12 protein-coding genes are annotated in these 22,352 nt (G+C 71.7%); 3 read left to right on the top strand and 9 right to left on the bottom strand.

What is annotated here, in order from left to right; genetic code table 11:
* Window positions 1–119 precede the first annotated feature (119 nt).
* Window positions 120–1,145 (top strand): LAETG motif-containing sortase-dependent surface protein, encoded by a 1,026-nt coding sequence (locus ACWC09_RS08885; protein ID WP_450849854.1) that lies wholly within the window; start codon window positions 120–122, stop codon window positions 1,143–1,145.
* A 104-nt stretch (window positions 1,146–1,249) separates the two neighbouring features.
* Here ACWC09_RS08885 and ACWC09_RS08890 read toward each other — a convergent pair whose 3' ends face one another.
* From ACWC09_RS08890 to ACWC09_RS08925, 8 genes are all read right to left on the bottom strand, one after another.
* The gene (locus ACWC09_RS08890; RefSeq protein WP_450849855.1) at window positions 1,250–3,031 is read right to left on the bottom strand and encodes a GMC family oxidoreductase N-terminal domain-containing protein; all 1,782 of its coding nucleotides are present in this window, start codon (window positions 3,029–3,031) and stop codon (window positions 1,250–1,252) included.
* A 73-nt stretch (window positions 3,032–3,104) separates the two neighbouring features.
* Complete coding sequence (locus tag ACWC09_RS08895) at window positions 3,105–4,718, bottom strand: succinic semialdehyde dehydrogenase (RefSeq protein WP_450849856.1); 1,614 nt, start codon at window positions 4,716–4,718, stop codon at window positions 3,105–3,107.
* A gap of 137 nt (window positions 4,719–4,855) precedes the next feature.
* Window positions 4,856–6,514 carry a serine/threonine-protein kinase gene (locus ACWC09_RS08900; RefSeq protein WP_450849857.1) on the bottom strand — a complete coding sequence of 553 codons (1,659 nt, stop codon included), beginning with the start codon at window positions 6,512–6,514 and terminating at the stop codon, window positions 4,856–4,858.
* Window positions 6,515–6,583: 69 nt separating this feature from the next.
* The gene (locus ACWC09_RS08905) at window positions 6,584–8,218 is read right to left on the bottom strand and encodes a serine/threonine-protein kinase (protein ID WP_450849858.1); all 1,635 of its coding nucleotides are present in this window, start codon (window positions 8,216–8,218) and stop codon (window positions 6,584–6,586) included.
* 83 nt (window positions 8,219–8,301) lie between these two features.
* The gene (locus tag ACWC09_RS08910; protein ID WP_450849859.1) at window positions 8,302–9,954 is read right to left on the bottom strand and encodes a serine/threonine-protein kinase; all 1,653 of its coding nucleotides are present in this window, start codon (window positions 9,952–9,954) and stop codon (window positions 8,302–8,304) included.
* Between the two features lie 73 nt (window positions 9,955–10,027).
* Window positions 10,028–11,704: a serine/threonine-protein kinase gene (locus tag ACWC09_RS08915; RefSeq protein ID WP_450849860.1), complete on the bottom strand. Its 1,677-nt coding sequence runs from the start codon at window positions 11,702–11,704 to the stop codon at window positions 10,028–10,030.
* Between the two features lie 185 nt (window positions 11,705–11,889).
* Window positions 11,890–15,369: a protein kinase gene (locus ACWC09_RS08920; RefSeq protein ID WP_450849861.1), complete on the bottom strand. Its 3,480-nt coding sequence runs from the start codon at window positions 15,367–15,369 to the stop codon at window positions 11,890–11,892.
* Window positions 15,370–15,533: 164 nt separating this feature from the next.
* Window positions 15,534–17,792 carry a serine/threonine-protein kinase gene (locus ACWC09_RS08925; protein ID WP_450849862.1) on the bottom strand — a complete coding sequence of 753 codons (2,259 nt, stop codon included), beginning with the start codon at window positions 17,790–17,792 and terminating at the stop codon, window positions 15,534–15,536.
* Window positions 17,793–18,038: 246 nt separating this feature from the next.
* Between ACWC09_RS08925 and ACWC09_RS08930 the strand changes: the two genes are divergently transcribed.
* Window positions 18,039–19,079, top strand: coding sequence for a serine hydrolase domain-containing protein (locus ACWC09_RS08930; RefSeq protein WP_450849863.1), 1,041 nt, complete (start codon window positions 18,039–18,041; stop codon window positions 19,077–19,079).
* 77 nt (window positions 19,080–19,156) lie between these two features.
* Here the strand turns inward: ACWC09_RS08930 and ACWC09_RS08935 are convergent, their stop codons facing one another.
* On the bottom strand, window positions 19,157–20,863 hold the full coding sequence (locus ACWC09_RS08935) for a glycerol-3-phosphate dehydrogenase/oxidase (protein ID WP_450849864.1): 1,707 nt from the start codon (window positions 20,861–20,863) through the stop codon (window positions 19,157–19,159).
* A 271-nt stretch (window positions 20,864–21,134) separates the two neighbouring features.
* Here ACWC09_RS08935 and ACWC09_RS08940 point away from each other — a divergent pair, with 271 nt between their 5' ends.
* Window positions 21,135–22,343: a nucleotide sugar dehydrogenase gene (locus tag ACWC09_RS08940; protein WP_450849865.1), complete on the top strand. Its 1,209-nt coding sequence runs from the start codon at window positions 21,135–21,137 to the stop codon at window positions 22,341–22,343.
* The last annotated feature ends 9 nt before the right edge of the window (window positions 22,344–22,352 follow it).

Genomic DNA, 22,352 nt, shown 5'->3' on the forward strand with positions numbered 1-22,352 from the left:
AATCTGTGAGGCCCAGTACAACCCTTCACAGGTTTCACTGATCCAACCAGGCGAACCAAGGGCCACACCCGCGCCCCACACGCGGAGCCCTCCACACTGGACTCCCTTGAGGTTTTTCAATGAAGCTTCGCCGTGCCATGGGTGTGGCAGCCGCGACCGCGGTCCTCGCTCCCCTCACGCTGATGTCCGCGCCGGCCGCGTTCGCCGACGACACGACCACGACGTCGGCCACACCCTCGGACACCACGAGCGAGACGACGTCCGCGTCGCCGTCGGACACGACGTCCTCCACCCCGACCGACACCGGCGTGCCGACCGACACCGCGCCCGCGCCGACCGACTCGACGCCGGCGACCTCGACGCCGAGCGGCACCCCGAGCGAGTCGACCACGCCCGAGCCCTCCGAGTCGGCCGACCCGAGCGAGGACCCGAGCGACCCGGACGTGCCCTTCTGCGAGGACGTCGACAAGGACTACGCCGGCGCCAAGGTCTCCGCGGACATCAAGGGCCTGCCGGGCAAGATCGTCGCGGGCGACGGGTTCCACAAGTTCAAGCTGACCGTCACCAACGACGCGAAGACCACCGTCGAGGGCGTCGCCTTCTACGCCGAGGTGGAGAACTACGAGCTCGACGAGGCCAAGTTCCTGAGCCCGTACGTCGACCTGGAGTTCAAGAACCCCGAGTCCGGCTCCTGGGACCGCATCGGCTCCGACGACTGGGCCGGTGACTACTTCTTCTACGTCGACAAGCTGAAGGCCGGCCAGAGCGAGACCGTCGACCTGCGCGTCAGCATCAGCTCCAAGGCCCCGGCCGGCGACGCCTACTCCTTCGGCTCCGGCGCCTACCTCGACAACGTCGACGGGCAGGACTGCATCGCCGAGGGATGGGCACAGTACGACTTCGAGGTGCTGAAGGCCGGTTCGGCCAACCCCGACCCGGGCTCCGCCACCCCGAGCGACAACGGCAGCAAGGAGTCGGTGAAGAAGCCGCAGGGCGAGGTCTCCGACCTGCCGACCGGCAACCTCGCCGAGACCGGCTCCAGCTCCGCGCTCCCGGTGATCGGCCTCGTCGGTGGTGTCGCCGTCGTCGCCGGTGCGGGTGCGGTGTTCGCGGTGCGGCGGCGCAGGGCCGGCTCGAACGCGTAACGCTCCGCGGCCGTAAGGCTCGTAGAAGAGACATCACGCAAGAAGGAGAAGGACCCGCACTCGGAGGGGGGTGCGGGTCCTTCTCGTACGTTCAGGGGGCGGGGTCACTTCTTCGGCGGCACCGTCGGCATCCCCAGGAACGGCAGCTTCAGCGCGCCGAACGCCTCCGCGGGGACGGCCGGGGTCTTCGGCTCGACGGGAGCGAGGCGTTCGTAGGCCGCTCCCTGCGCCGGACGCGGGTCCTCCTCGCCCTTGTTGGGCCAGAACGACATCGCCCGCTCGGCCTGGGCGGTGATCGTGAGGGACGGGTTCACGCCCAGGTTGGCCGAGACCGCGGCGCCGTCGACGACCGAGATGCCGGGGTGGCCGTAGAGACGGTGGTACGGGTCGATGACGCCGGTCTCGCGGGAGGCGCCGATGGGGCAGCCGCCGAGGAAGTGGGCGGTGAGGGGCGTGCCCATGAGTTCGCCGACGTTGGAGCCGGCGAAGCCGTTGATGTCGGCGGCGATGGCCGACGCGCTCTCCGAAGCGGCCCTGATCTGTTTGGGGTTGGGGGCACCGTGGCCCTGGCGGGCCGTGAGCAGGCCCTTGCCGACACCGTCCGGTTTCAGGTACGTCGTCAGGGAGTTGTCCAGCGACTGCATCACCAGGCCGATGATGGTCCGCTCCGACCAGCGGCGGTTGGAGAGGGAGCGGAGCACGAGGGTGGGGTGGCGGGCGGCGTTGGCCAGCCACCCCATGACCCTCGACGAGCCCTCCGCGTACGGCACTTGCAGGATCGACAGGCCGCCCATCGAGTTGGACCCCTTGCCGTAGCGGACCGGCTCGATGTGGGTGTTCTCGTCCGGGTGGATCGAGGACGTGATGGCGACTCCGCGCGTGAAGTCGACCTTCGCCTCACCGGTGGCCTTGCGGTAGCGCCGGTCGTTGGTCTGGGCGCCGACCAGGGCCTCCGAGTTGGTGCGGGTCAGTTCGCCCAGCTTGTCGGAGACGTGCGGGAGTTGACCGTTCGCCTTCATGCGGTGCAGCAGGGTCTGGGTGCCGTAGGTGCCGGCGGCCAGGACCACCTTGCGGGCCTTGAAGGTGCGGCCCGTCGAGGACTTGCGGCGGTCGTCGGTGGGGAGGGTGGCGACGGCGTAGCCGCCCTGGGAGTCGTCCGTGACCGAGACGACCGTCGTCATCGGGTGGACGACCGCGCCCGCCTTCTCGGCGAGGTGGAGGTAGTTCTCGTTGAGGGTGTTCTTGGCGCCGTGGCGGCAGCCGGTCATGCACTCGCCGCACTCGGTGCAGGCCTTGCGGGACGGGCCCGCGCCGCCGAAGTAGGGGTCGGCGACCTCGGCGCCGGGTGACGCCTTCGCCGTCCCCCCGGCGTCCTTGCCGTCGCCGAAGAAGACGCCGACCGGGGCCATGTGGAAGGTGTCGCCCACGCCCATCTTCTCGGCCGCCGACTTCAGGTGGACGTCGGACGGGGTCATCGTCGGGTTGAGCCGTACGCCGAGCATGCGCTGCGCCTGGTCGTAGTACGGCTTCAACTCCTCCTGCCAGTCCGTGATGTCACGCCACTGAGGGTCGTCGAAGAACGGCTTCGGCGGTACGTAGAGGGTGTTGGCGTAGTTGAGGGAGCCGCCGCCGACTCCCGCGCCGGCCAGGACCATGACGTTGCCCAGCAGGTGGATGCGCTGGATGCCGAACAGGCCGAGCCTGGGGGCCCAGAGGTAGTTCTTCAGGTCCCAGGAGTTCTTGGGGAGGGAGTCGCGGGTGAAGCGGCGACCGGCTTCCAGGACACCGACTTTGTAGCCTTTTTCCGTCAGGCGGAGGGCGGTTACGGAGCCGCCGAAGCCTGAGCCGACGACTAGTACGTCGTAATCGTAGGTGTCCTGGGGCACGGGTGCTCCTCGTCGAGTTTCGCGTGCAGGTGCGTTGTGGCTGGTCGCGCGGTTCCCCGCGCCCCGTGGGCCTCTATCGGAACCGGAATGCCTTCATGAGCCGCAGGCTTCGGCTCATGAAGGCGGCGTACTTCTCGTCGTCCATCCCCAGCGACGGCGCCATCGGCAGCAGCCGCTGCTGGGCCACCGTCTGGGCCTCCGTGTACTTGAGGATGCCCTCCGAGCCGTGGCGGCGGCCGAGGCCGGAGTCCTTCATGCCGCCCATCGGGGACTGGACGCTGCCGTAGGCGGGGGCGTAGCCCTCGTTGACGTTGACCGTGCCGGTGCGCAGGCGGGCGGCGACCGCGCGGCCGCGGGCGCCGTTCTTCGTCCAGACCGAGGAATTGAGGCCGTAGGCCGTGGAGTTGGCCTGCTCGATCGCCTCGTCCTCGGTCTTGAAACGGTAGATGGAGACGACCGGGCCGAAGGTCTCCTCGGCGCAGACCGCCATGGGCTCGGTGACACCGTCGAGGATCGTGGGCTCGAAGAAGTACGGGCCGATGTCGGGTCGGGCGACACCGCCGGCGACGAGCGTGGCGCCCTTGGCGACCGCCTCGTCGACATGCCGGGTGACCGTCTCCAGTTGGCGCTCCCCCACCAGCGAGCCCATGTCGGCGCCGTAGGCGAGGGACGTGCCGAGCCGCATCGACTTCGTACGGGCGGCGAAGCGCTCCAGGAAGGCGTCGGCGATGGACTCGTGGACGTACAACCGCTCGATGGAGATGCAGAGTTGGCCCGCGGAGGAGAAGCAGGCGCGGACCGCGCCCGCCGCCGCCTTCTCGATGTCGGCGTCCTCCAGGACCACCATGGCGTTCTTGCCACCGAGTTCGAGGGAGACGCCGACGAGACGGGCGGCGGCGCCCTGGGCGACCTCGCGACCGGTGCGGGTCGAGCCGGTGAAGGAGACGTAGTCGGCATGCCGGACGACCTCGGGACCGACCACGGGACCGTCGCCGAGGACGACCTGGAAGACGTCGGCGGGGAGGCCCGCCTCGATGAGGAGGTCGCGGGCCCAGAGGGCGGTGAGGCAGGTCTCCGTGTCCGGCTTCATGACGACGGCGTTGCCCGCCACGAAAGCCGGCAGCGCGTCGCCGACCGACAGCTCCAACGGGTAGTTCCAGGGGGCGATCTGGCCGACCACACCGCGCGGATGGCGCAGCTCGGTGACCTTGGTCAGGGTCGGGACGGCGCCGGTGTGCCCCTTCGGCTTCAGATAGGAGGGGGCCTTGCGGCCGTAGTGACGGGCCGCGACGGCGACGGCCTGGACCTCCTCGTGCGCGTGCAGCCGGGCCTTGCCGGTCTCCAGCTGGATGAGGTCCAGGACCTCGGCCTGGCGCTCCAGGATCAGGTCGTGGAAGCGGAGCAGGACCGCCGCCCGCTGCCGTACCGGCGTCTGCGCCCACACCGCCTGTGCCCTGCGGGCCGCCTCGTAGGCCTTCGCCACGTCCTCGGGCGTCGACTCCGGCAGATCGGCCAGCTTCTCGCCGGTGAACGGCGTGTGGTTGGCGGTGCGGCCGGAGCCCACCACACCCTTGGTCAGCTGGGCGACCAGCTCGGGGGTGACCACGTCCGCGGCGGTACGGGCGCCCTCCGGGGCGGGGGCGAGGGGGTTGGTGCCGGTCTTGGCCTGGGCATGCGCTTCCGTCATGAGGCGCAGGGTATGCCGGAGCGGAGCCTTTGGGTACCCGTCGGTAACGCGGCTTCACCGACTGCACACACGCCGCCAGTGGTCACTGGCAAGGTTTGCGCTGATCAGGGGGTTGGGCGGGGACGGGTCGGGGTGGTTCAGCTTTTTCCGATCACCAGGCGGTCACGCGCGCCCTTGAAGAGGGCGGTCCCCCGCTTCTCGTCCGGGGTGCCCTTGGGCATCTGCACCTGGAGCTGGTACATCCGGTCGTCGGAGGTGCGCACGACGAGTTGGAGCACACGGACCGGCTTGTCGTGCGGGTCGTAGGTGACGTCGGACAAGACGGCCTTGTCGCCGTCGAAGGTGGTGGCGGTGTACTGGCCCTTGGTCCGCTTGTGCCCCTCCATACCGATCACGTTCTCCTTCGCCTCGGCCAGCGGAGCGGAAGGGGCCTTGCCCCACCCGATGAACGTGACCGCGATGGTCTCGTCGGTGCCGTCGTTGTAGACGCTCAGGCCGGTGGCGTTGCTGGACCCGTCCGTCTGGTAGAGCATCCGGTACCGCCTGGGCAGATAGAGAACGGCGTCCATGCCTGGCTGCCGGTGCGCGGTCCAGCCCGCGGTGCTGGGAGTGGCGCTCCCTTCGCGGGCCGGCGCCTCCGTGAGGGTGGCCGTCTGCTCGGTGGCCGCGCTGTTCTCGGTGTCGCCGAAGTAGGAGGCGGCGAACCAGGTACCGCCGACGAGGAGGACGGCGGTCGCGGCCAGGGCGGCGCGGCGGCGGAGGGCGGGGCGCCTGGGGGTCGGGGCCGGGTGGGGCGCGGTGGTGGCGGCGGGTTCGGCCGACGGCTCCGCCTCGGATTCCCGTACGACCCCGGAGGCCGCCCCCAGCCGAACAGTCCCCGCGTCGTCGCCGAACTCCCGCAGATGTGACACATCCTGAGGTTCTGTCCCACTCCCGCGGGCGGCGACCTCCGGCACCGGCCACCCCTCGGCCACCGCCTCCAGTACGGCCTCCACCTCCTCCGCACCCGGCCGTTGTTCGGGATCCTTCGCCAACAGCGCGGAGATCAACGGCCCGAGGGGTCCCGCCTGTCGGGGCTCGGGCGGATCGGAGGCGATGACCGCGGCGAGGGTGGACTCCACCGTCGTACGGCGAAACGGCGAAGCCCCTTCCACGGCCGCGTACAAGAGGACGCCCAGGGACCACAGGTCGGAGGACGGCCCGGCACCGCGCCCCGACATCCGCTCCGGCGCGACGAACTCCAGTGAGCCGACGAACTCCCCGCTCATGGTGAGGGATTCCTCGCCCTGGACATGGGCGATGCCGAAGTCGGTGAGGACCACGCGGTCGTGGGCGCCCAGCAGGACGTTGGCGGGCTTGACGTCCCGGTGGACGATCCCGACGGCGTGCGCGGCGCGCAGGGCGCCGAGGACGGCGTGGCCGATACGGGCGGCTTCCCGGGCCTCCAGCGGACCGCGCCGGAGCACCTCGTGCAGGGACTCACCGCGGATCAACTCCATGACGATCCACGGGAGTCCGTCCTCCTCCACCACCACGTCATGGATGGAGACGGCGGCCGGATGGTCGACGCGGGCGGCGGCGCGGGCCTCGCGGTAGAGGCGGTGGGCGGCCCGCTGCCGGTGCTCGTCCTCCGGATCGCCGGGCAGCCGGGGCTCCTTGACGGCGACGTCCCGCTCCACGAGCTCGTCGTAGGCCTGCCACACGGTGCCCATGCCGCCGGAGCCGATGCGCTCGGTCAGCCGGTAGCGCCCGCCGAGCAACCGACCTACGCGCGTATGTTCGCCGCCTTCGCTCATGCCCCATGCCTACCGTGCGGGGCGTCGCCTTGTCGACGCGGGGCGGGTGTTGCGGGGGTTACGGCGCCGTCAGAGCTTGTCGAACTCGATGTTCCCGATCGCCGCCTTCGCCACCTCGCGCCCGCGTGCCAGGAAGTCGCCCTTGCCCGGATAGACGACCGTCAGCTTGTACATGTCGCCCGCCCCGGACTTGTAGTAGAAGATCTTCACCTCGCGCGGGAGCGGGTTCTGGGAGTCGTCGGTGTCGTAGGTGACCGTGGTCTCGGCGGCCTTCCTGCCGTGGTACGGGACGGTGGGTTCCGTGTCGGTCTTCGCACCCTCGGGCATCTGGAGGGCGTAGTCGCCGGACTGTTTGAACGTGCCGTTGTCGTCGTACATCTGCGCCGCGGCCGAGTCCTTGATGGTGTCCGAGGTGTCCTCGGCCTTGCGCGTCACCGTCAGGCCGATGGAGATGGCACCGCTCGGGTCGGTGAACGCCACCCAGTGGGCGTTGTCCGTCTTCCGGTCCGGCACGGTTCTGCGGTACTCGGGCGGGACGGCGAGGGTCGCGGTGACATCCTGCTCATGCCGCTTCTTCCAGCCGTCGGGCAACGGGCCCGCGAACGGGTTCGCGATCAGCACATACGCCAGCGCGGCCGCGACCACCGCGGCCACACCTCCGCCGAACAGCGTCCTGCGGCCGAGTCTGAGCGTGATGCCGCCCTGGGCACCGCCGTTCACGTACCGCATGGGCTGTGTCGGCTCCGGGACGGGCGGGTTCGCGGCCGCCTCCAGCAGGGCGCGGACCCTCGCGGCGTTCGGCCGACGCGCCGGGTCCTTCTCCAACAGGCCCGTGATCAGCTCGGCGAGCGGGCCGGACGCCGTGGCCGGCGCGGCCGGGGTCGCGTTGAGGACCGACTGAAGCGTGGCCGGTGTGTTGCTGCGGCGGAACGGGGAGACGCCCTCGGTCGCCGCGTACAACACCACGCCCAGCGACCAGAGGTCCGACGCCGGGCCCGGACGCTGACCCAACACCCGTTCCGGCGCGATGTATTCGGGCGAGCCGACGAAGCCGCCGGTGTCCGTCAGGTTGGTCTCGCCCTCGATCTGGGCGATGCCGAAGTCGGTGAGGACGACGCGGTCGTAGCGGCCGAGAAGGACGTTGTCCGGTTTGACGTCACGGTGCAGGATGCCCGCCGCGTGCGCGGCCTCCAGCGCGCCGAGCACCTCCAGGCCGATCCGGGCCGCCTCGCGCGCGTCGAGCGTGCCCTCCTGCAGCGCGCTGCCCAGCGAACGGCCCTGCACCAGCTCCATCACGATCCACGGCCGGCCGTCCACGACGGCGACATCGTGCACATTGACCACGGCCGGGTGGTCGAGGCGGGCCGCGGCGCGTGCCTCCCGCCGCATGCGCTCGAAGGCGTTGGCGCGTTCCCGCTCGGGAAGGTGGTCGGGGACGCGGGGTTCCTTGACGGCGACCTCCCGGTCGACCGTCTCGTCCTTCGCCCGCCACACCGTGCCCATACCGCCGTGCCCGAGCTTGCTCAACAGGCGGTAGCGGCCTGCGATCAGCCGTCCGACGCCGGCGTCCTCGGCCGGGGCCGCCGGGGCGGGCACCGCATAAGGGTTGCCGGGCACCGGACCGGCCGCAGGCGGGCTCGGCGGTTGCAGAACGAAACTCGTCGGCTCGTCGGACCCGTGCGGGGCTCCCCCGTTGCTGCTCATGGGTCCATCCATATCGCGCCAACCGCTCCCGTATCCACAGGGAACGCTTTCCGGTCACAGACCCGTGACCATCGTGACCGTCCCTAGGTGGCCACGAACGTGTCCAGCGCCACGTCGAAGTACTCCTTCGCCTCCCGCACCTTCCCGACCGGCGCCGACACCCACACGTCGTACATCCGCCCGCCCTCCTCCCAGCACAGGTCGTAGGTGTGCCGGGGACCCTCCGCCGTGCTGAAGCCGTTCCAGCTGAACTCCCAGAGGGCGGCGGGGTGTCCGTCGTGCGTGGTGGAGGTGACCTTGCCGTCGTGGTAGCCGGGGTTGGTGTCCGGGCCCTCGGCGGCCGAGCGTTTCATCACCGCGAGCGGGCCGTCCGGATCCGGGTCGACGACCTTGATGCCGAGGCGGAAGGTCCCGCCCGGCGACAGGTAGAAGACGCGCTCGCCCTGGGGCTTGCGGCTGAAGTCCTGCGGTACGGCGAGGGAGAAACCGGCGGGGTCGTCGGCGACGCGGTAGCCGGAGGGCGCCGAGGGGCCGGTCGGGGTGGAGGCGGGCGGCGCCGAGGTCGCCGTACCGGACGGGCTGGATGGACCGGATGTTCCGGACGGGCCGGATGTTCCGGATGCCGTCGTGCTCACCGACGTCCGCGGCGCCGAGCTCCCCGGCGTACCACCGCCGTCGCCCCCGTCCCGGTTCATCAGCAGCGCGGCCGCCGACACACCCGCCCCGGCCATCGCGGCGACCAGCAGCGCGGACACCAGCACGCCCCGGGTGGAGCGCCGGGTCTCGACGGTCGGGGCCGGAGCGGGAGTTGGAGTTGGGGCCGGAGCCGGAGGAGGAGGCGGACGGGGCACGTTCCGCTGGGTCGGTGTGTAGCCGGACGGCGGCACCTTTGGGGTGACACCCGTCTCACGGAAGGCACGCAGCATCCGCTCGGCCTGCTCCGCGTCCAGCCGCCGGTCCGGATCGCGCTCCAACAGGCCCCGTACGACGGGCAGGAGGGGCTCGGCCTGTGCGGGCGGCCGGATCTCGTCGAAGACGACGGCGTGCAGGATGCCGCCCAACGAGTCGCGCCGGAAAGGGGACTCACCGCTCAGGACCGTGCACAGCAGCGCGCCGAGCGACCACAGGTCGGACTCCGGGCCGGTCCGGGCACCGGACATCCGCTCCGGGGCCGTGTACTCGGGCGAGCCGACGAAGGAGCCGGTCTCGGTGAGCGTCGTGGCGCCCGCGACCTGCGCGATGCCGAAGTCGGTGAGGACGACCCGGTCGGTGCCGGACTCCAGCAGGACGTTGGCCGGCTTGATGTCCCGGTGCAGTACGCCGGCCGCGTGGGCGGTACGCAGCGCGCTCAGCAGGCCGACGCCGATCCGGGCGGTCTCGCGCGCGTCGAGCGGGCCGCGTGCCGAGATGCGGTCGGCGAGCGAGCCGCCGTCGATCAACTCCATGACGATGTACGGGCGTTCGTCGTGCTCGACCACGTCGTGGACGACGATGATGTGCGGGTGGCGCAGCTGGGCCACGGCACGCGCCTCACGCAGGGTGCGGTCGCGCTGGCGCCGGGCCTCCTCCTCGGAGAGCGTGTCGTCGAGGTCGAGCGGTATCTCCTTGACGGCGACCTGCCGGCCGAGCAGCTTGTCGGTCGCCCGCCACACCACGCCCATACCGCCGCGCCCGAGCCGTGCCTCGAGCCGATACCGGCCCGCGATGACACGGACGCCTGCCCCCTCGGTCCCCATGCGCCCCATCATGCCGCACCGGACGCCCCGGCTCCGGGGCGCCGACCGGCCAACCCGGCCGGATCCCGGCCCGTTACCGCGTGGTCTTCTCCTGCCAGCCCTGCAGCACCGACTTGAACTGCTTGCTGGTCTTCGCCCAGTCGTCGGCCGGCGAGGCCATGTACAGCGCGTACTCGGTGCCCTCCGGCGAGAAGTACGTCTCCTCGATCGCGCGCCACGGCCCGGGGAACTTGGTGCCGTTGGCCGGCGCGGTCCAGGTGGCGTCCCACAGGGAGCCGGGGCGGTCGCGGTAGGTGTTCTCCTCCATCCGCACGGTCTTGAAGTCGGCGAACCGCTGCTTGAGCTGCTGCTCCAGGCTCTTCTGGTGGTCGTAGGCGTTGGTGAAGTCGGGTGAGGTGTCGATGGCGATGCGGAGGAAGTGCTTCTCGTTGTCCGGCGTGTAGTCGACCTGCCGCAGGTCGCCGTCGATACCGACGACCCTCCGCGTCCACCCCTTGGGCAGGTAGACGGTGAAGCCCCAGGGGTCGTCGTACGCCTGCCAGTTGGCGGGAAGGGTTCCGTGGGCACTCCCGGTCGGCGAGCCGCTCGGCGACGGACTCCCCGACGCGGAGGAGGTCCCGGTGCCACCGTCCGACCTGCTGTTCTGGTCCCACTGCTGCAGCGCCACGGCTCCGCCACCGCCGACGATCGCCGCGAGAGCCACCACCAGGAGGAAGGTGCGCAGGCGCCGGCGCTTGCGGGCGGGCTGCGGTGCGGCGACAGGTCCGGTGCCTCCCGGCTGCCCCGGGCCCATGCCGGTCGGGCCGATCGAGGTCGGCCCGGTGACCGGCGGATACGGCGTGTTGCCGAACGTCTGCGGGCCCGTTCCGGTGGCCCCCGTGTCGTAGCCCACGGCGCCATGCCGGGTGTGCACATACGCCTGGGCCGCGTTCGAGCGCCGCCCCTCCACCACCTCGGCGAGCATCTGCTCGGCCTCGGCCGCGGAGGGCCGTGCGGCGGGGTCCTTGGCCAGCAGCGCGGCCATGACGGGCCCGAGCGGACCGGCGTACTGCGGCTCGGCGGCGTCCTCCTCGACGACCGCCTGCATCGTGCCGAGCGGTGAGGTGCGGCGGAACGGCGACCTGCCCTCCACCGCCGTGTACAGCGTCGCGCCGAGGGCCCACAGGTCGGAGGCGGGGCCCGGGTCATGGCCGCGGACGCGCTCGGGGGCGAGGTAGTCGACGGAGCCGACGACCTCGCCGGTGCGGGTGATCGTCGTGTCGCCCTCGATCTGGGCGATGCCGAAGTCGGTGAGCAGGACGCGCCCGTCGTGTCCGATGAGGACGTTGCCCGGCTTCACATCGCGGTGCAGGACGCCGGCGGAGTGCGCGGCGTGCAGCGCCCGCAGCACCCACAGCCCGATCCGCGCGGCCTCGGCGGGCTCGACGCGCCCGCGTTCCTTCACCGCGTCGGCGAGCGAGTACCCCTCGACGAGCTCCATGACGATCCACGGCCGACCGTCGTGTTCGAGCACATCATGGACGGTGACGACGGCGGAGTGGTTGATCCGGGCAGCCGCCCGCGCCTCGGCGCGCGTACGCGCGAGCAACCGCTCCTGATCGCTCTCGGACACATAGAGCGCCGCGGTCAGCTCCTTGATCGCGACGGCCCGGTGCAGCACTTCGTCGTGCGCACGCCACACGCGGCCCATGCCGCCGCTGCCGATCGAGTCGGCGAGCCGGTAGCGGCCCGCGACAAGCTGGCCCTGCATCTGATTCACGTTGCCCCGCAATGCTCTTGACAGGGTCAGACTAAGGACTGGACCACCCTCAGGGAACAAGCGGGGTCCCAAGGACACAGCACTGTGACGGTTGTCGCTTCGGACGCCGACCGGGAACTGTTCGAGGGACGGCACTCAGCGTGAGGGGAAGGTCTCAGCCGGTACAGGGGATCGTCTCAGCCGGTATAGGTGTAGGTCGAGGACGCCTGCTCGTAGAGCCTGGTCACCTCGTCCCGCTGGGACTCGGGCCCCCGCACCTGTACGACGTGATAGCGCCCGTTGATGAGGATCGCGAGGTTGCGTACGTACAGGTCGCGCCCGCTGCCGTCCGTCCAGGTGAACTGTCCCTCGGCCATGACCCGCGTCCCCACCGTGATGGTCCGCAGGCCGGTCGCGGTGGCCCAGCTGGAGCTGCGGTACGGCTGCAGCTCGTGCTCCTCGTCGCGCTGGTACGCCATGGGGTCGCTGCCGTAGGTGACGGCGCCGTCCCGCCCGGCGACAATGATCAGCTGGTAGTCACCCTTCGAGAAAACCACCTGGTTCCAGGCGTTCTTGCCCGCCCGCGACCACCCCTTGGCCACGGCGACCTGGAACCCCTCGGGGTCCTTGCGCAGGGTGAACCCCGAGGCGGGGTCGGTGGTCTGCGTCTCGGTGGCCCCGGCGGACGAGGAGGGGCTCTCCGTGGGACTGGGCGAGGACTGCCCGTGCGACGGCTTACTGCTGGCACTCCCCTTGTCGGACTGCACGGGCGCGGGACTCACGGCCCCGTTGGCCCCGGTCCGCTCACTGCTGCCGGCCGCGCCGTCCTCCCCCGCCTTCGGCATGAACAGCATGGCGTACGCGATCGCGCCGCCCAGCAGGAGCAGGATCAGCAGAAGCAGGGTCCGGCCGAGCCGGCGCGGCGAACCCGCCTGCTCCTTGGCCCGCTTGTGCCGCCCGTGCGGGGTGGTGGCGGGCAGCCCGGCCCGTCGCCGACGTACGAGTTCCCCACGCCGCCGGACGATGGGCAGCCGGCTGGGGTCGGCGGGCGGCGCGGCGACGACATGCGCGCCGGCCTCCGGCTCGGGCGCCGACCGCACGAGCGACCGCAGCCACCCTCGCAACTCCTCGAAGTCGAGCCGCTCGGTGGGGTCCTGGCGCAACAAGGACTCGACCACAGGCCGCAACGGCCCGCACTCCTCGGCGAAGGCGGGCGGCTCGGCACACACCATCTGCACAAGCTCGGCGGTCGACTCCTCGGGATACGGCGCATGCCCCTGCACGGCCCGGAACAACAACGCCCCGAGTGCCCACAGATCCGTCGCGGGCCCGATCGGCGCCGCCAACTGCCAGTTCTCATGCACCGGACCGGCCTGCTCAGGTGCCCACCGCTCGGTCACGGGCCCGACGACAGCCATACGCGCCTGCCGGGCCCGCTCGGCGGCGAGCGCGGTGGCGGGGCCACGGGGTGGACCGGGGGTACCGGCCACCAAGTCGGTCCAGCGGGTGGGGGGTTGGGGGGTGGGGGCGGATTGGCGAGAGCCGGGGTAGGGGGTTGCGGAGGCGCCGGGCGCGGGGGCCGGGGCAATGGGTGCGCCGGGGTGAGAGGGCGCGGGGGCGCCCGCGTATGGGGTCGCGGAGGCGCCGGGCGCGGGGGCCGGGGCGCCAGGGTACGGGTGGGCGGAGGCGGGTGGGCCAGGCGCGGGCGCGTCCAAGGCAGGGGCGTTGGAGGCAGGTGGGAGGGAGGCGGAAGGGTGGGAGTCGGAAGGGTGGGACGCGCCGAGATCCGGGGCCGGCACACCGCCCGCGGGGCGAGCGCCGAAGCCTGAGGCCGAACCGCCGGGTGCCGACGGCGCCCCCTGGGAGGCCGAACCGCCGGGTGTCGGAGAGGCGCCGAAGCCTGAGGCCGACCCACGGCTTTCCGGCGCCGCGCCGAACCCCGGGGCGTTCGGCAGCCCCGCCGGGGGAGCCGTGCCGAGACCGGGTGCGGGGACGCCGGACGTGGCCGGGTCGCCCATGTCCTGCGGGATGCCGGGGTGCGCGAAATCGGCGCCGGCGCCGCCTCGGCCGCCGAAGCTGTCGCTGCCGGGAGGCAGTGCTGTCGGACCGCCTTGCCGCCCGGGAACACCTTGCCCTGCGGGACTCTGTCCTGCCGGGCCACCCTGCGCTGCGGGACCGTGTCCTGCGGTTTCGCTCTGCGCCGCAGCCCCGTCGCCCACACCGCCTCGCGGCGTCGCCCCGTGCCAGGAGGCACCGCCCACGCCATAGGGGTCGGCTATTCGGCCCGGCGGCGCGGTGGTACCGGGCATGCTCTCGACGCCCTCGCCGGAGGCATACGGCTGTGCTGTGCCGTTGGGGTGCACTGCGGGCCCGCTGCCGTCGGCGGGGTACGGCTGGGCCGCGCCCACGCCACCGTCGCCCGGGTACGGCTGTGCCGACCCGTTGGCCAGGGCGGCCGGGTCGTCGCCCGGGTACGACTGCCCCGCACCCCCGGGATGCGTCGCCTCCAGATCCCCGCCCGCCGGGTACGGCTGTGCCGACCCGTTCGCCAACGCGGCCGGGCCGTCGGGTGTCGGGCGGGCCCCGGGGAGCGCTGCCCTGCCGTTCTGTGCCTCCTGGACCCGGGCGGCGGCGCGGGCGCCCGCCCGATACGCGGCGATCGCCCCGGCCCGCGCGGCCCTGACGTCCCCGCCGCTCTCGAGCGCCTTGGGCGCGAACGCCCCGCTCCCGTCACTGCCGTTGGCGGTGTCCGCCTCGGTCCCGGGCAGCCCTCCGGCTGTACGCGCCCTGATGGCCGCACTCCGCGCGGCCACGGGATCGACAGCACCGACGCCGCTCTGCGCGACCAGGCCACCGGGCGAGCCGGACCCGCCCTGCCCTCCGGCCGCACCGAGACCGCCGGCGCCGACAGGCCCGCCGCCGGCGCCTCCTTGGGGCCCCTGGCCCCCGCGAGTCCCCGGCCCGCCCTGCACACCGGGCGCGCCAACCCCACCCTGACCACTCCGAGTTACATGCCCGCCCTGGAAACCCGGCCCACCCGGGCCCCCGCTCGCACCGATCCCCCCGTCACCGTCCTCCACCGGCACCGGGTCATACCCGCACAGCGCCTCCTCCGCCGCCCCCACCGCGAGGCCGGTCAGCATCACGCGGCCGTCGTCGCAGACGAGCACCGTACGGGCGGTGATGTTCCGGTGGACCCAGCCGTGGGCGTGCAGCACGCGCAACGCCATGAGGACGTCGGAGGCGACCTCGGCCGCGCGATACGGCGTCAGCGGCTTGTCGGCGAGCAGCGTCGCGAGCGACCGCGCGGCCACCACCTCGCTCACGATCCACAGCGACCCGCCCTCGGCGAACACGTCGAAGACCTGGTCGAGCCGCGGATGGTCGGGTATTCGAGCGGCGGCCTGGGCGGCCTCGACCGCCCGCCGCACGGCAGGATCGGTCGGCCGCCGTGTCCCCGGCCGTGCCGCAGGCCTGCGTGCCGTGAACCCGTCGGGCAGCCCCTCCGCGTCGAGCACCTCCGCCTCGACGACCTCCGGCAACGGCACCTGCCGGACCAGGACTTCCTGCCCGCTGTACGTGTCGAAGGCGCGGGTCTCGGTGAGTTCGTACTCGTCGGAGGGCGGCAGCGGCAGGCGGTAGCGGTCGGCGAGAACCCGACCCGCATAGTCGTCCACGTTGCCTCCCTCAGCCGCCCGGTTGGTCAATTCCGTTCGCCTTGCGCACCGTTGTGAACGCATACCCGGATGCGTACGGTCCGCAAGCCTTCACGATACGTGCCGGAGGCAACTGGCAAAGTGGGCTTGCCGGATCTCAGGGTCCCAACACGGGAACAGTCTCTTTACGACTTCGGTTCGAACGTCTTCGCGAGCGTCTTCCACGTGTCCTTACGCAGGCCACTGTCCCAATTGTCAGCCTTCGCGGTGTACATCAGCGCATACCCGAGATGGCCGTTCACGACGAACCCCCGGTCGATCGTCCGGTACTTCGTCCCGCTCTCCACATAGGTGAATTCCCAGTCGGCCGTGTTCCAGCCGCGGTAGTCCACCGACTCTATTCTGATCTTCGTGTACTGGGAGCGCGTCATGTAGCGCTCCTGGTTCTTCCAGTCGGCCACCGGGTCACCCTTGGGCGTGGATGTCCAGGCGACGAGCAGCTTCTGCCCGTCGGGCCCGGTGAACCGGTCCCCCGCGGCCCCCGTCGACTGATAGCTCCAGCCCTTGGGCAACCCGATCGAGTACCCCTGGCTCCCCTTGTACGTCTTCGCCACCGCGCCGTCGCCCCCGGACGAACCGCCCGCCTCGGCACCGCTGCCGCCGGACGCGCTCGGGCTGTTGCTGGGCGTGCCCTCGTCCGCGGAGGCCGCCGAGGACTGCGTCGAACCCCCGCCCGTCCGGGTGCCGCCGCTCTTGTCCTCCTTGGTGTCGGCACCCGAGGACGAACTCGCCACGACCTTGCCGCCACCGCTCTTGGCACCGTTGTCGGAACTGCCGTCGTCGCCCAGCGTCAGCGCCAGCACGATGCCGAGCACCACGACCAGGACACCCACCACGATGATCACCAGCGTGCGCTTCGGCACCACATCGGTGATCGGCGCCCGGGGCACGGGCCGCGGCGGCAGATCCGGCGGCGTCATCACGGGCCACCCCGAACTCGGCTTGCCCGCCTGCGCGTTCGCCCCCGGCGTCGTGCGTTCCTGCCCCGCGGAGCCGCCAGGAACAGAACCCGAAGAAGCCGAGGCGGCCGAGGAACCCGAGGAGGCCTCGGCCCCCGAAGCGGCCCTCCCGCCGGACGAAGCCGCCGCTGAGGACGAGGACGACGCCGAGGACGACGGCGACGAAACGGACGGCGCAGAAGGCCGAGGCCCAGCAGAGGAAGCCGGGGGAGCCGGGGGAGCCGGGGGAGCCGGGGGAACAGGAGGAGCGGCAGAAGCAGACGGAGTCGGAGTCGCCGTACCCGACGCCCCGCCGGACCCGGCCTTGTCCGACGCGGACGTGGAACCCGCGGTCCCCGAACCCGCCGTACCACTCCCCGGCTTGCCACGGGACGCGGACGCCGATCCGGCCGCCACAGCCTTCTTCCGCACGGAGCGCAGCGCCCCGCGCAGTTTCTCCGCCGCCTCCTCGCCGCGCTTGCCGCCGGAACCGCCCTTGCCCGACGACCGGTCGGGCTGCACCGGGATCGGCACGACCTTCGTCGCGTCCGTCGGCTCCGGCTCGCTCTCCTTATGGTCGGGCGCGTGGATCACGGCGTTGAACATGGCCCGCGCACCGGCGTCGTCGAGCCGCTTCGCCGGGTCCTTGGTGAGCAGCCCGTAGATGACGTCCTTCAGCGGCCCGGCGTTCTTCGGCTCCTCCAACGGCTCCGTCATCACCGCGGTCAGCGTCGCGATCGCGGAACCCTTGTCGTACGGCGGCACACCCTCGACCGCCGCGTACAGCAGCCCGCCGAGCGACCACAGGTCGGCCGCGGGACCCGGCTTGTGCCCGCGGGCCCGCTCCGGGGAGATGTAGGAGGGCGCGCCGACGAGCATGCCGGTCGAGGTGATGGACGGGTCGCCCTCGACCTGGGCGATACCGAAGTCGGTGAGCACGACCCGCTCGGTGTCGTGCTCCAGCAGGACGTTGGACGGCTTCACATCACGGTGCAGGATGCCCTCGCGGTGCGCCGAACGCAGCACGTCGAGAATGGCCAGCCCCACCTCGGCCGCCCGCTTCGGCTCCAGCAGACCGTCCTCCCGGATGACCTCGGCGAGCGACTTGCCCTCGACGAGCTCCATCACGATCCACGGCCGGTCGTCCTCCTCGACGACGTCGAAGACCGTCACCGCACTGTTGTTGCGGATCCGCGCGATCGCCTTGGCCTCGCGCAGCGTCCGCGTGATCAGCCGGCGCTTCTCCTCCTCGTCGATGTTCGACGGGAACCGCAGCTCCTTGACGGCGACCGTCCGGCCCAGGGTCTCGTCCTCGGCCCGCCACACCGTGCCCATGCCGCCTCGGCCGAGCACTCCTCCCAGCCGGTACCGCCCGGCGAGGAGACGCTCGCTCTTGTCCTGACGAGTGTCCTGACGAGATGTGCCCGCCCGCTCCGCCTCCGACATGCGTCCCCTCATGCAACCTGCCCTGACAGAGCCTCCATTGTCCCTCACCCGACAAGTGCCCGACGCCCAGGGTGCCCCTGGCCCCGCGCCGGGCCCCGTACGCCGGTTCGACGGCTCCGCTGCCTCCCGTCCGACCCGACGGATCCCGCACAACTGCCTCAAAGCCCCCGCTCAGCATCCGGACCCGGATGAACCGCCCCTCCTTGCGCCCTGCATGATGGCCCGCGACAAGGAAGGACCCCCGCGATGCCGCCACTGACGACACTGCTGGCCCTGCCCGTGTCCCTCGCGCTGCTCGCCCTGGCCCCGGCCTCCTCCGCACCCGCGGCACCGACCCCCGACACACTCCTCCCCCTGCTGGTCACCCACGGTGGCGCGCCTGCCGCCGCGTTGCTCGCCCGCGACGGTTCCGGCACCCACTACGCCCAGGCCGGCCACGGCATCGCCCGCTCCGACCACTTCCGCGCCGGCAGCGTCACGAAGACCTTCATCGCGACCCTCGTCCTCCAACTGGCCGCCGAGCACCGGCTGTCACTGTCCGACACGGTCGAGCAGTACCTGCCCGGCCTGGTGCGCGGCGCGGGCAACGACGGCCGCACGATGACCCTGCGCTCGCTGCTCACCCACACCAGCGGCCTGAACGACTTCACCCTGGACACCAGGGGCATGGTCCCCGTCACCCCGCTTCAGGCCGTACGCATCGCACTCACCCACCCTCCGGCCGACCCCGGCCGCTTCTCCTACTCGAACACCGACTACGTGCTGCTCGGCATGGTCATCCAGCAGGTCACCGGCGACTCCTACGCCGCCGAGGCCGAGCGGCGCATCATCGCTCCACTGGGGCTGACGGGCACCTCCTTCCCCGGCTCGCGCACATCCCTCCCCTCCCCGCACGGCCGCGCCTACACCGCCGACGGAACCGATGTCACCGAGCTCGACCCGCGGGTGGCCGGAGCCGCGGGCGAGCTGGTGACCACGCTCGCCGACCTGGACCGCTTCTACGCGGCGCTGCTCGGCGGGCGACTGCTCCCCTCGCGCTGGCTGCGCGAGATGCGCGACACCCGTACCGCACACGGCCTGTACGGCATGGGCCTGTTTCCCGAGAAGCTGTCGTGCGGGATCACGGTGTGGGGGCACAACGGCCGCATCATCGGCAGCTACGTGCGCACCGCAGCCACCGTCGACGGCCGACGCGTCCTCACCTTCCGTGTGAACACGACGGCGATCACAGACCCCGACCTCGAACCGGCCTTGCTCGCCGCCGAGTTCTGCCCTCGCACTCCGTAGAACGGCCGGGTTCCGAACGAAGATCCCGGTTCACGACACTCGTTCGGGTGATCTCGGGACCACCGCCCGAAAATGCCTCACAGCGGCACGATGTCCGGCGCCCCAAGCCTCGCCGCGTCCGCCGTCAGATCGTCGGGCTGCCGCTGCGACTCCCGCTCGGCCTCCACCCGCTTCTCGTAGTGCTCGACCTCGCGCTCGATCTGGTCCTTGTCCCAGCCCAGCACGGGCGCCATCAGCTCGGCCGCCTCCCGCGCACTGCGCGTCCCCCGGTCGAAGGTCTCGATGGAGATACGCGTCCGCCGGGTCAGGACGTCGTCCAGGTGCCGGGCGCCCTCGTGCGAGGCGGCGTAGACGATCTCGGCGCGCAGATAGTCGTCGGCCGCCGGCATGGGCTCACCGAGCGACGAGTCGGCGACGATGAGGTCCAGAACTTCTTCCGCCATCGCGCCGTATCGATTCAGCAGGTGCTCCACGCGCACCGTGTGCAGGCCGGTCCGCGCCGCGATCCGCGCCCGCGCGTTCCACAGCGCCCGGTACCCCTCGGCGCCGAGCAGCGGTACGTCCTCCGTCACGCACTCGGCGACCCGCATGTCGAGCCCGTGCACGGCCTCGTCCACCGCGTCCTTGGCCATCACCCGGTACGTCGTGTACTTGCCGCCAGCCACGACCACCAGCCCCGGCACCGGATGCGCCACGGTGTGCTCGCGCGACAGCTTGCTGGTCGCGTCCGACTCGCCCGCCAGCAGGGGCCGCAGCCCCGCGTACACGCCCTGCACGTCGTCCCGGGTGAGCGGCACCGCGAGGACCGAGTTCACGTGCTCCAGCAGATAGTCGATGTCCGCGCTGGACGCGGCCGGGTGCGCCTTGTCGAGGTCCCAGTCGGTGTCGGTCGTGCCGATGATCCAGTGCCGGCCCCAGGGGATGACGAAGAGGACGGACTTCTCGGTGCGCAGGATCAGGCCGCTCGAGGAGGTGATGCGGTCCTTGGGCACGACCAGGTGGATGCCCTTGGAGGCGCGGACATGGAACTGCCCGCGCTCGCCCACCATCCCCTGCGTGTCGTCGGTCCACACACCCGTCGCGTTGACGATCTGCTTCGCGCGGATCTCGTACTCGCCGCCCCCCTCGACGTCCTGCACACGCGCGCCGACGACCCGCTCGCCCTCGCGCAGGAATCCCGTCACGCGCGCACGGTTGGCGACCTTCGCGCCGTACGAGGAGGCCGTGCGCACCAACGTCGCCACGTAACGGGCGTCGTCCATCTGGGCGTCGTAGTACTGCAGGGCCCCGACCAGGGCGTCCTTCTTCAAGGCGGGCGCCACGCGCAGGGCGTGACGGCGGGTCAGATGACGGTGTGTCGGCAACCCGCGCCCGTGTCGGCGGGCCATCGACATCCCGTCGTAGAGCGCGACGCCCGAACCGGCGTACAACCGCTCCCAGCCCTTGTGCTGCAGCGGGTACAGAAACGGCACCGGCTTCACCAGATGCGGGGCGAGCCGCTCCAGCAGCAGCCCGCGCTCCTTCAGCGCCTCCCGTACGAGGGCGAAGTCGAGCATCTCCAGATAGCGCAGCCCGCCGTGGATCAGCTTGCTGGACCTGCTGGAGGTGCCCGACGCCCAGTCTCGCGCCTCCACCAGCCCCGTCGACAGGCCGCGTGTCACGGCGTCGAGGGCGGTGCCGGCACCGACCACGCCGCCGCCCACCACCAGCACGTCCAGCTCGCGCTCGGCCATTCCCGCCAGTGACTCGGCACGCTGCGCCGGCCCCAGTGTCGCTGTCCTCACCGCTGCCTCCCGCTATCGGTAGCGTCGGCCGCACCCGTCGGGCGAAGCCCGGTTCCTATCCCCCATGCCCAAATTCTGACCGGCTTGCCCGGCTTCAGCCACCACTCGCCTCCACCCTGTGGACAACTTTCCCGGGACCGCCGGAAAACACAGTCGACCAATCCCGCATAACGGTCATATTTACTCCTAGTCTGACATTGCGCTCGCTCATCCAGTCCACCGGGCTTGCGCACCTGCCCCGCTTCGGTTACTGGGAAGGACGGCCCACGCCATGCCCGCAGATCTCGCCGTCATCGGACTCGGCCCGTTCGGCCTGCCCCTGGCCCAGGCCGCCGTGGCCGCAGGCATCCCCACGGTCGGCTACAAGACGGGCCCCGAGCCCGGCTCGCTCAGCGCGGCCGATCTGCGCCGGATGCTCTCGGAGGGCTTCCGGCACGCCACCGGCCCCGCCGAGCTCGGCCGTGTCCGCACCGCCGTCATCTGCGCGCCCACCCCGCGCGGCGCCGACGGCGGCCTCGACCTCACCCAGCTGGAGTCGGCCGCCCGCACCCTCGCGGCCCAGCTGCGCCCGCACACCACGGTCATCCTGGAGTCGCCGGTCCCGCCCGGCACCACCGAGGAGCTGCTCCGCCCGCTCCTCGAAGAGGGCTCAGGCCTCCGCGCGGGCCGTGACTTCCACCTCGCCTACTCCCCCAGCCGGGTGGATCCCGGCAACCGCGACTTCACCCCGGCCAACACCCCGAAGGTGATCGGCGGCCTGACCCCCGCCTGCACCGAGTCGGCCGCCGCCTTCTACGGCCGCCTCACCGACAAGGTGGTACGCGCGCGTGGGCTGCGCGAAGCCGAAACCGTGCAGCTCCTGGAGACCAACTTCCGGCACGTCAACATCGCCCTCGTCAACGAGATGGCCGTCCTCTGCCACGACCTCGGCGTCGACCTCTGGGACGTCATTCGCTGCGCGGAGACCAAGCCGTTCGGCTTCCACGCCTTCCGCCCCGGCCCCGGCGTCGGCGGCCACGCCGTCCCCCAGGACCTGACCGGGCCCGCCGGCCGCACCCTGCGCATGGTCGAACTGGCCCAGCAGGTCAACAGCCAGATGCCCCGTTACGTCGTCCAGCGCGCCGCCACCCTCCTCAACGAGCACGGCAAGTCGGCGCGGGGCGCCCGCGTCCTGCTCCTCGGCGTGACGTACAAGCCGGACCTCGCCGACCAACAGGGCACGCCCGCGCGCGAGATCGCGACCCGCCTGATGGAACTCGGCGCCTCCGTCAGCTACCACGACCCGTACGTCCCGTCCTGGAACGTCCTCGACCGCCCGGTCCCGCGCGCGGACAGCCTCTACGAGGCGGCGGCCGACGCCGACCTGACGATCCTGCTCCAGCAGCACCGCACGTACGACCTCCAGGGCCTGTCGGTGAAGGCCCAACTGCTCCTGGACACAAGGGGAGCGGCGCCGACAGGGGCGGCACACCGCCTCTGAGGGCAAAGC

This window comes from Streptomyces sp. NPDC001617, assembly GCF_053596855.1.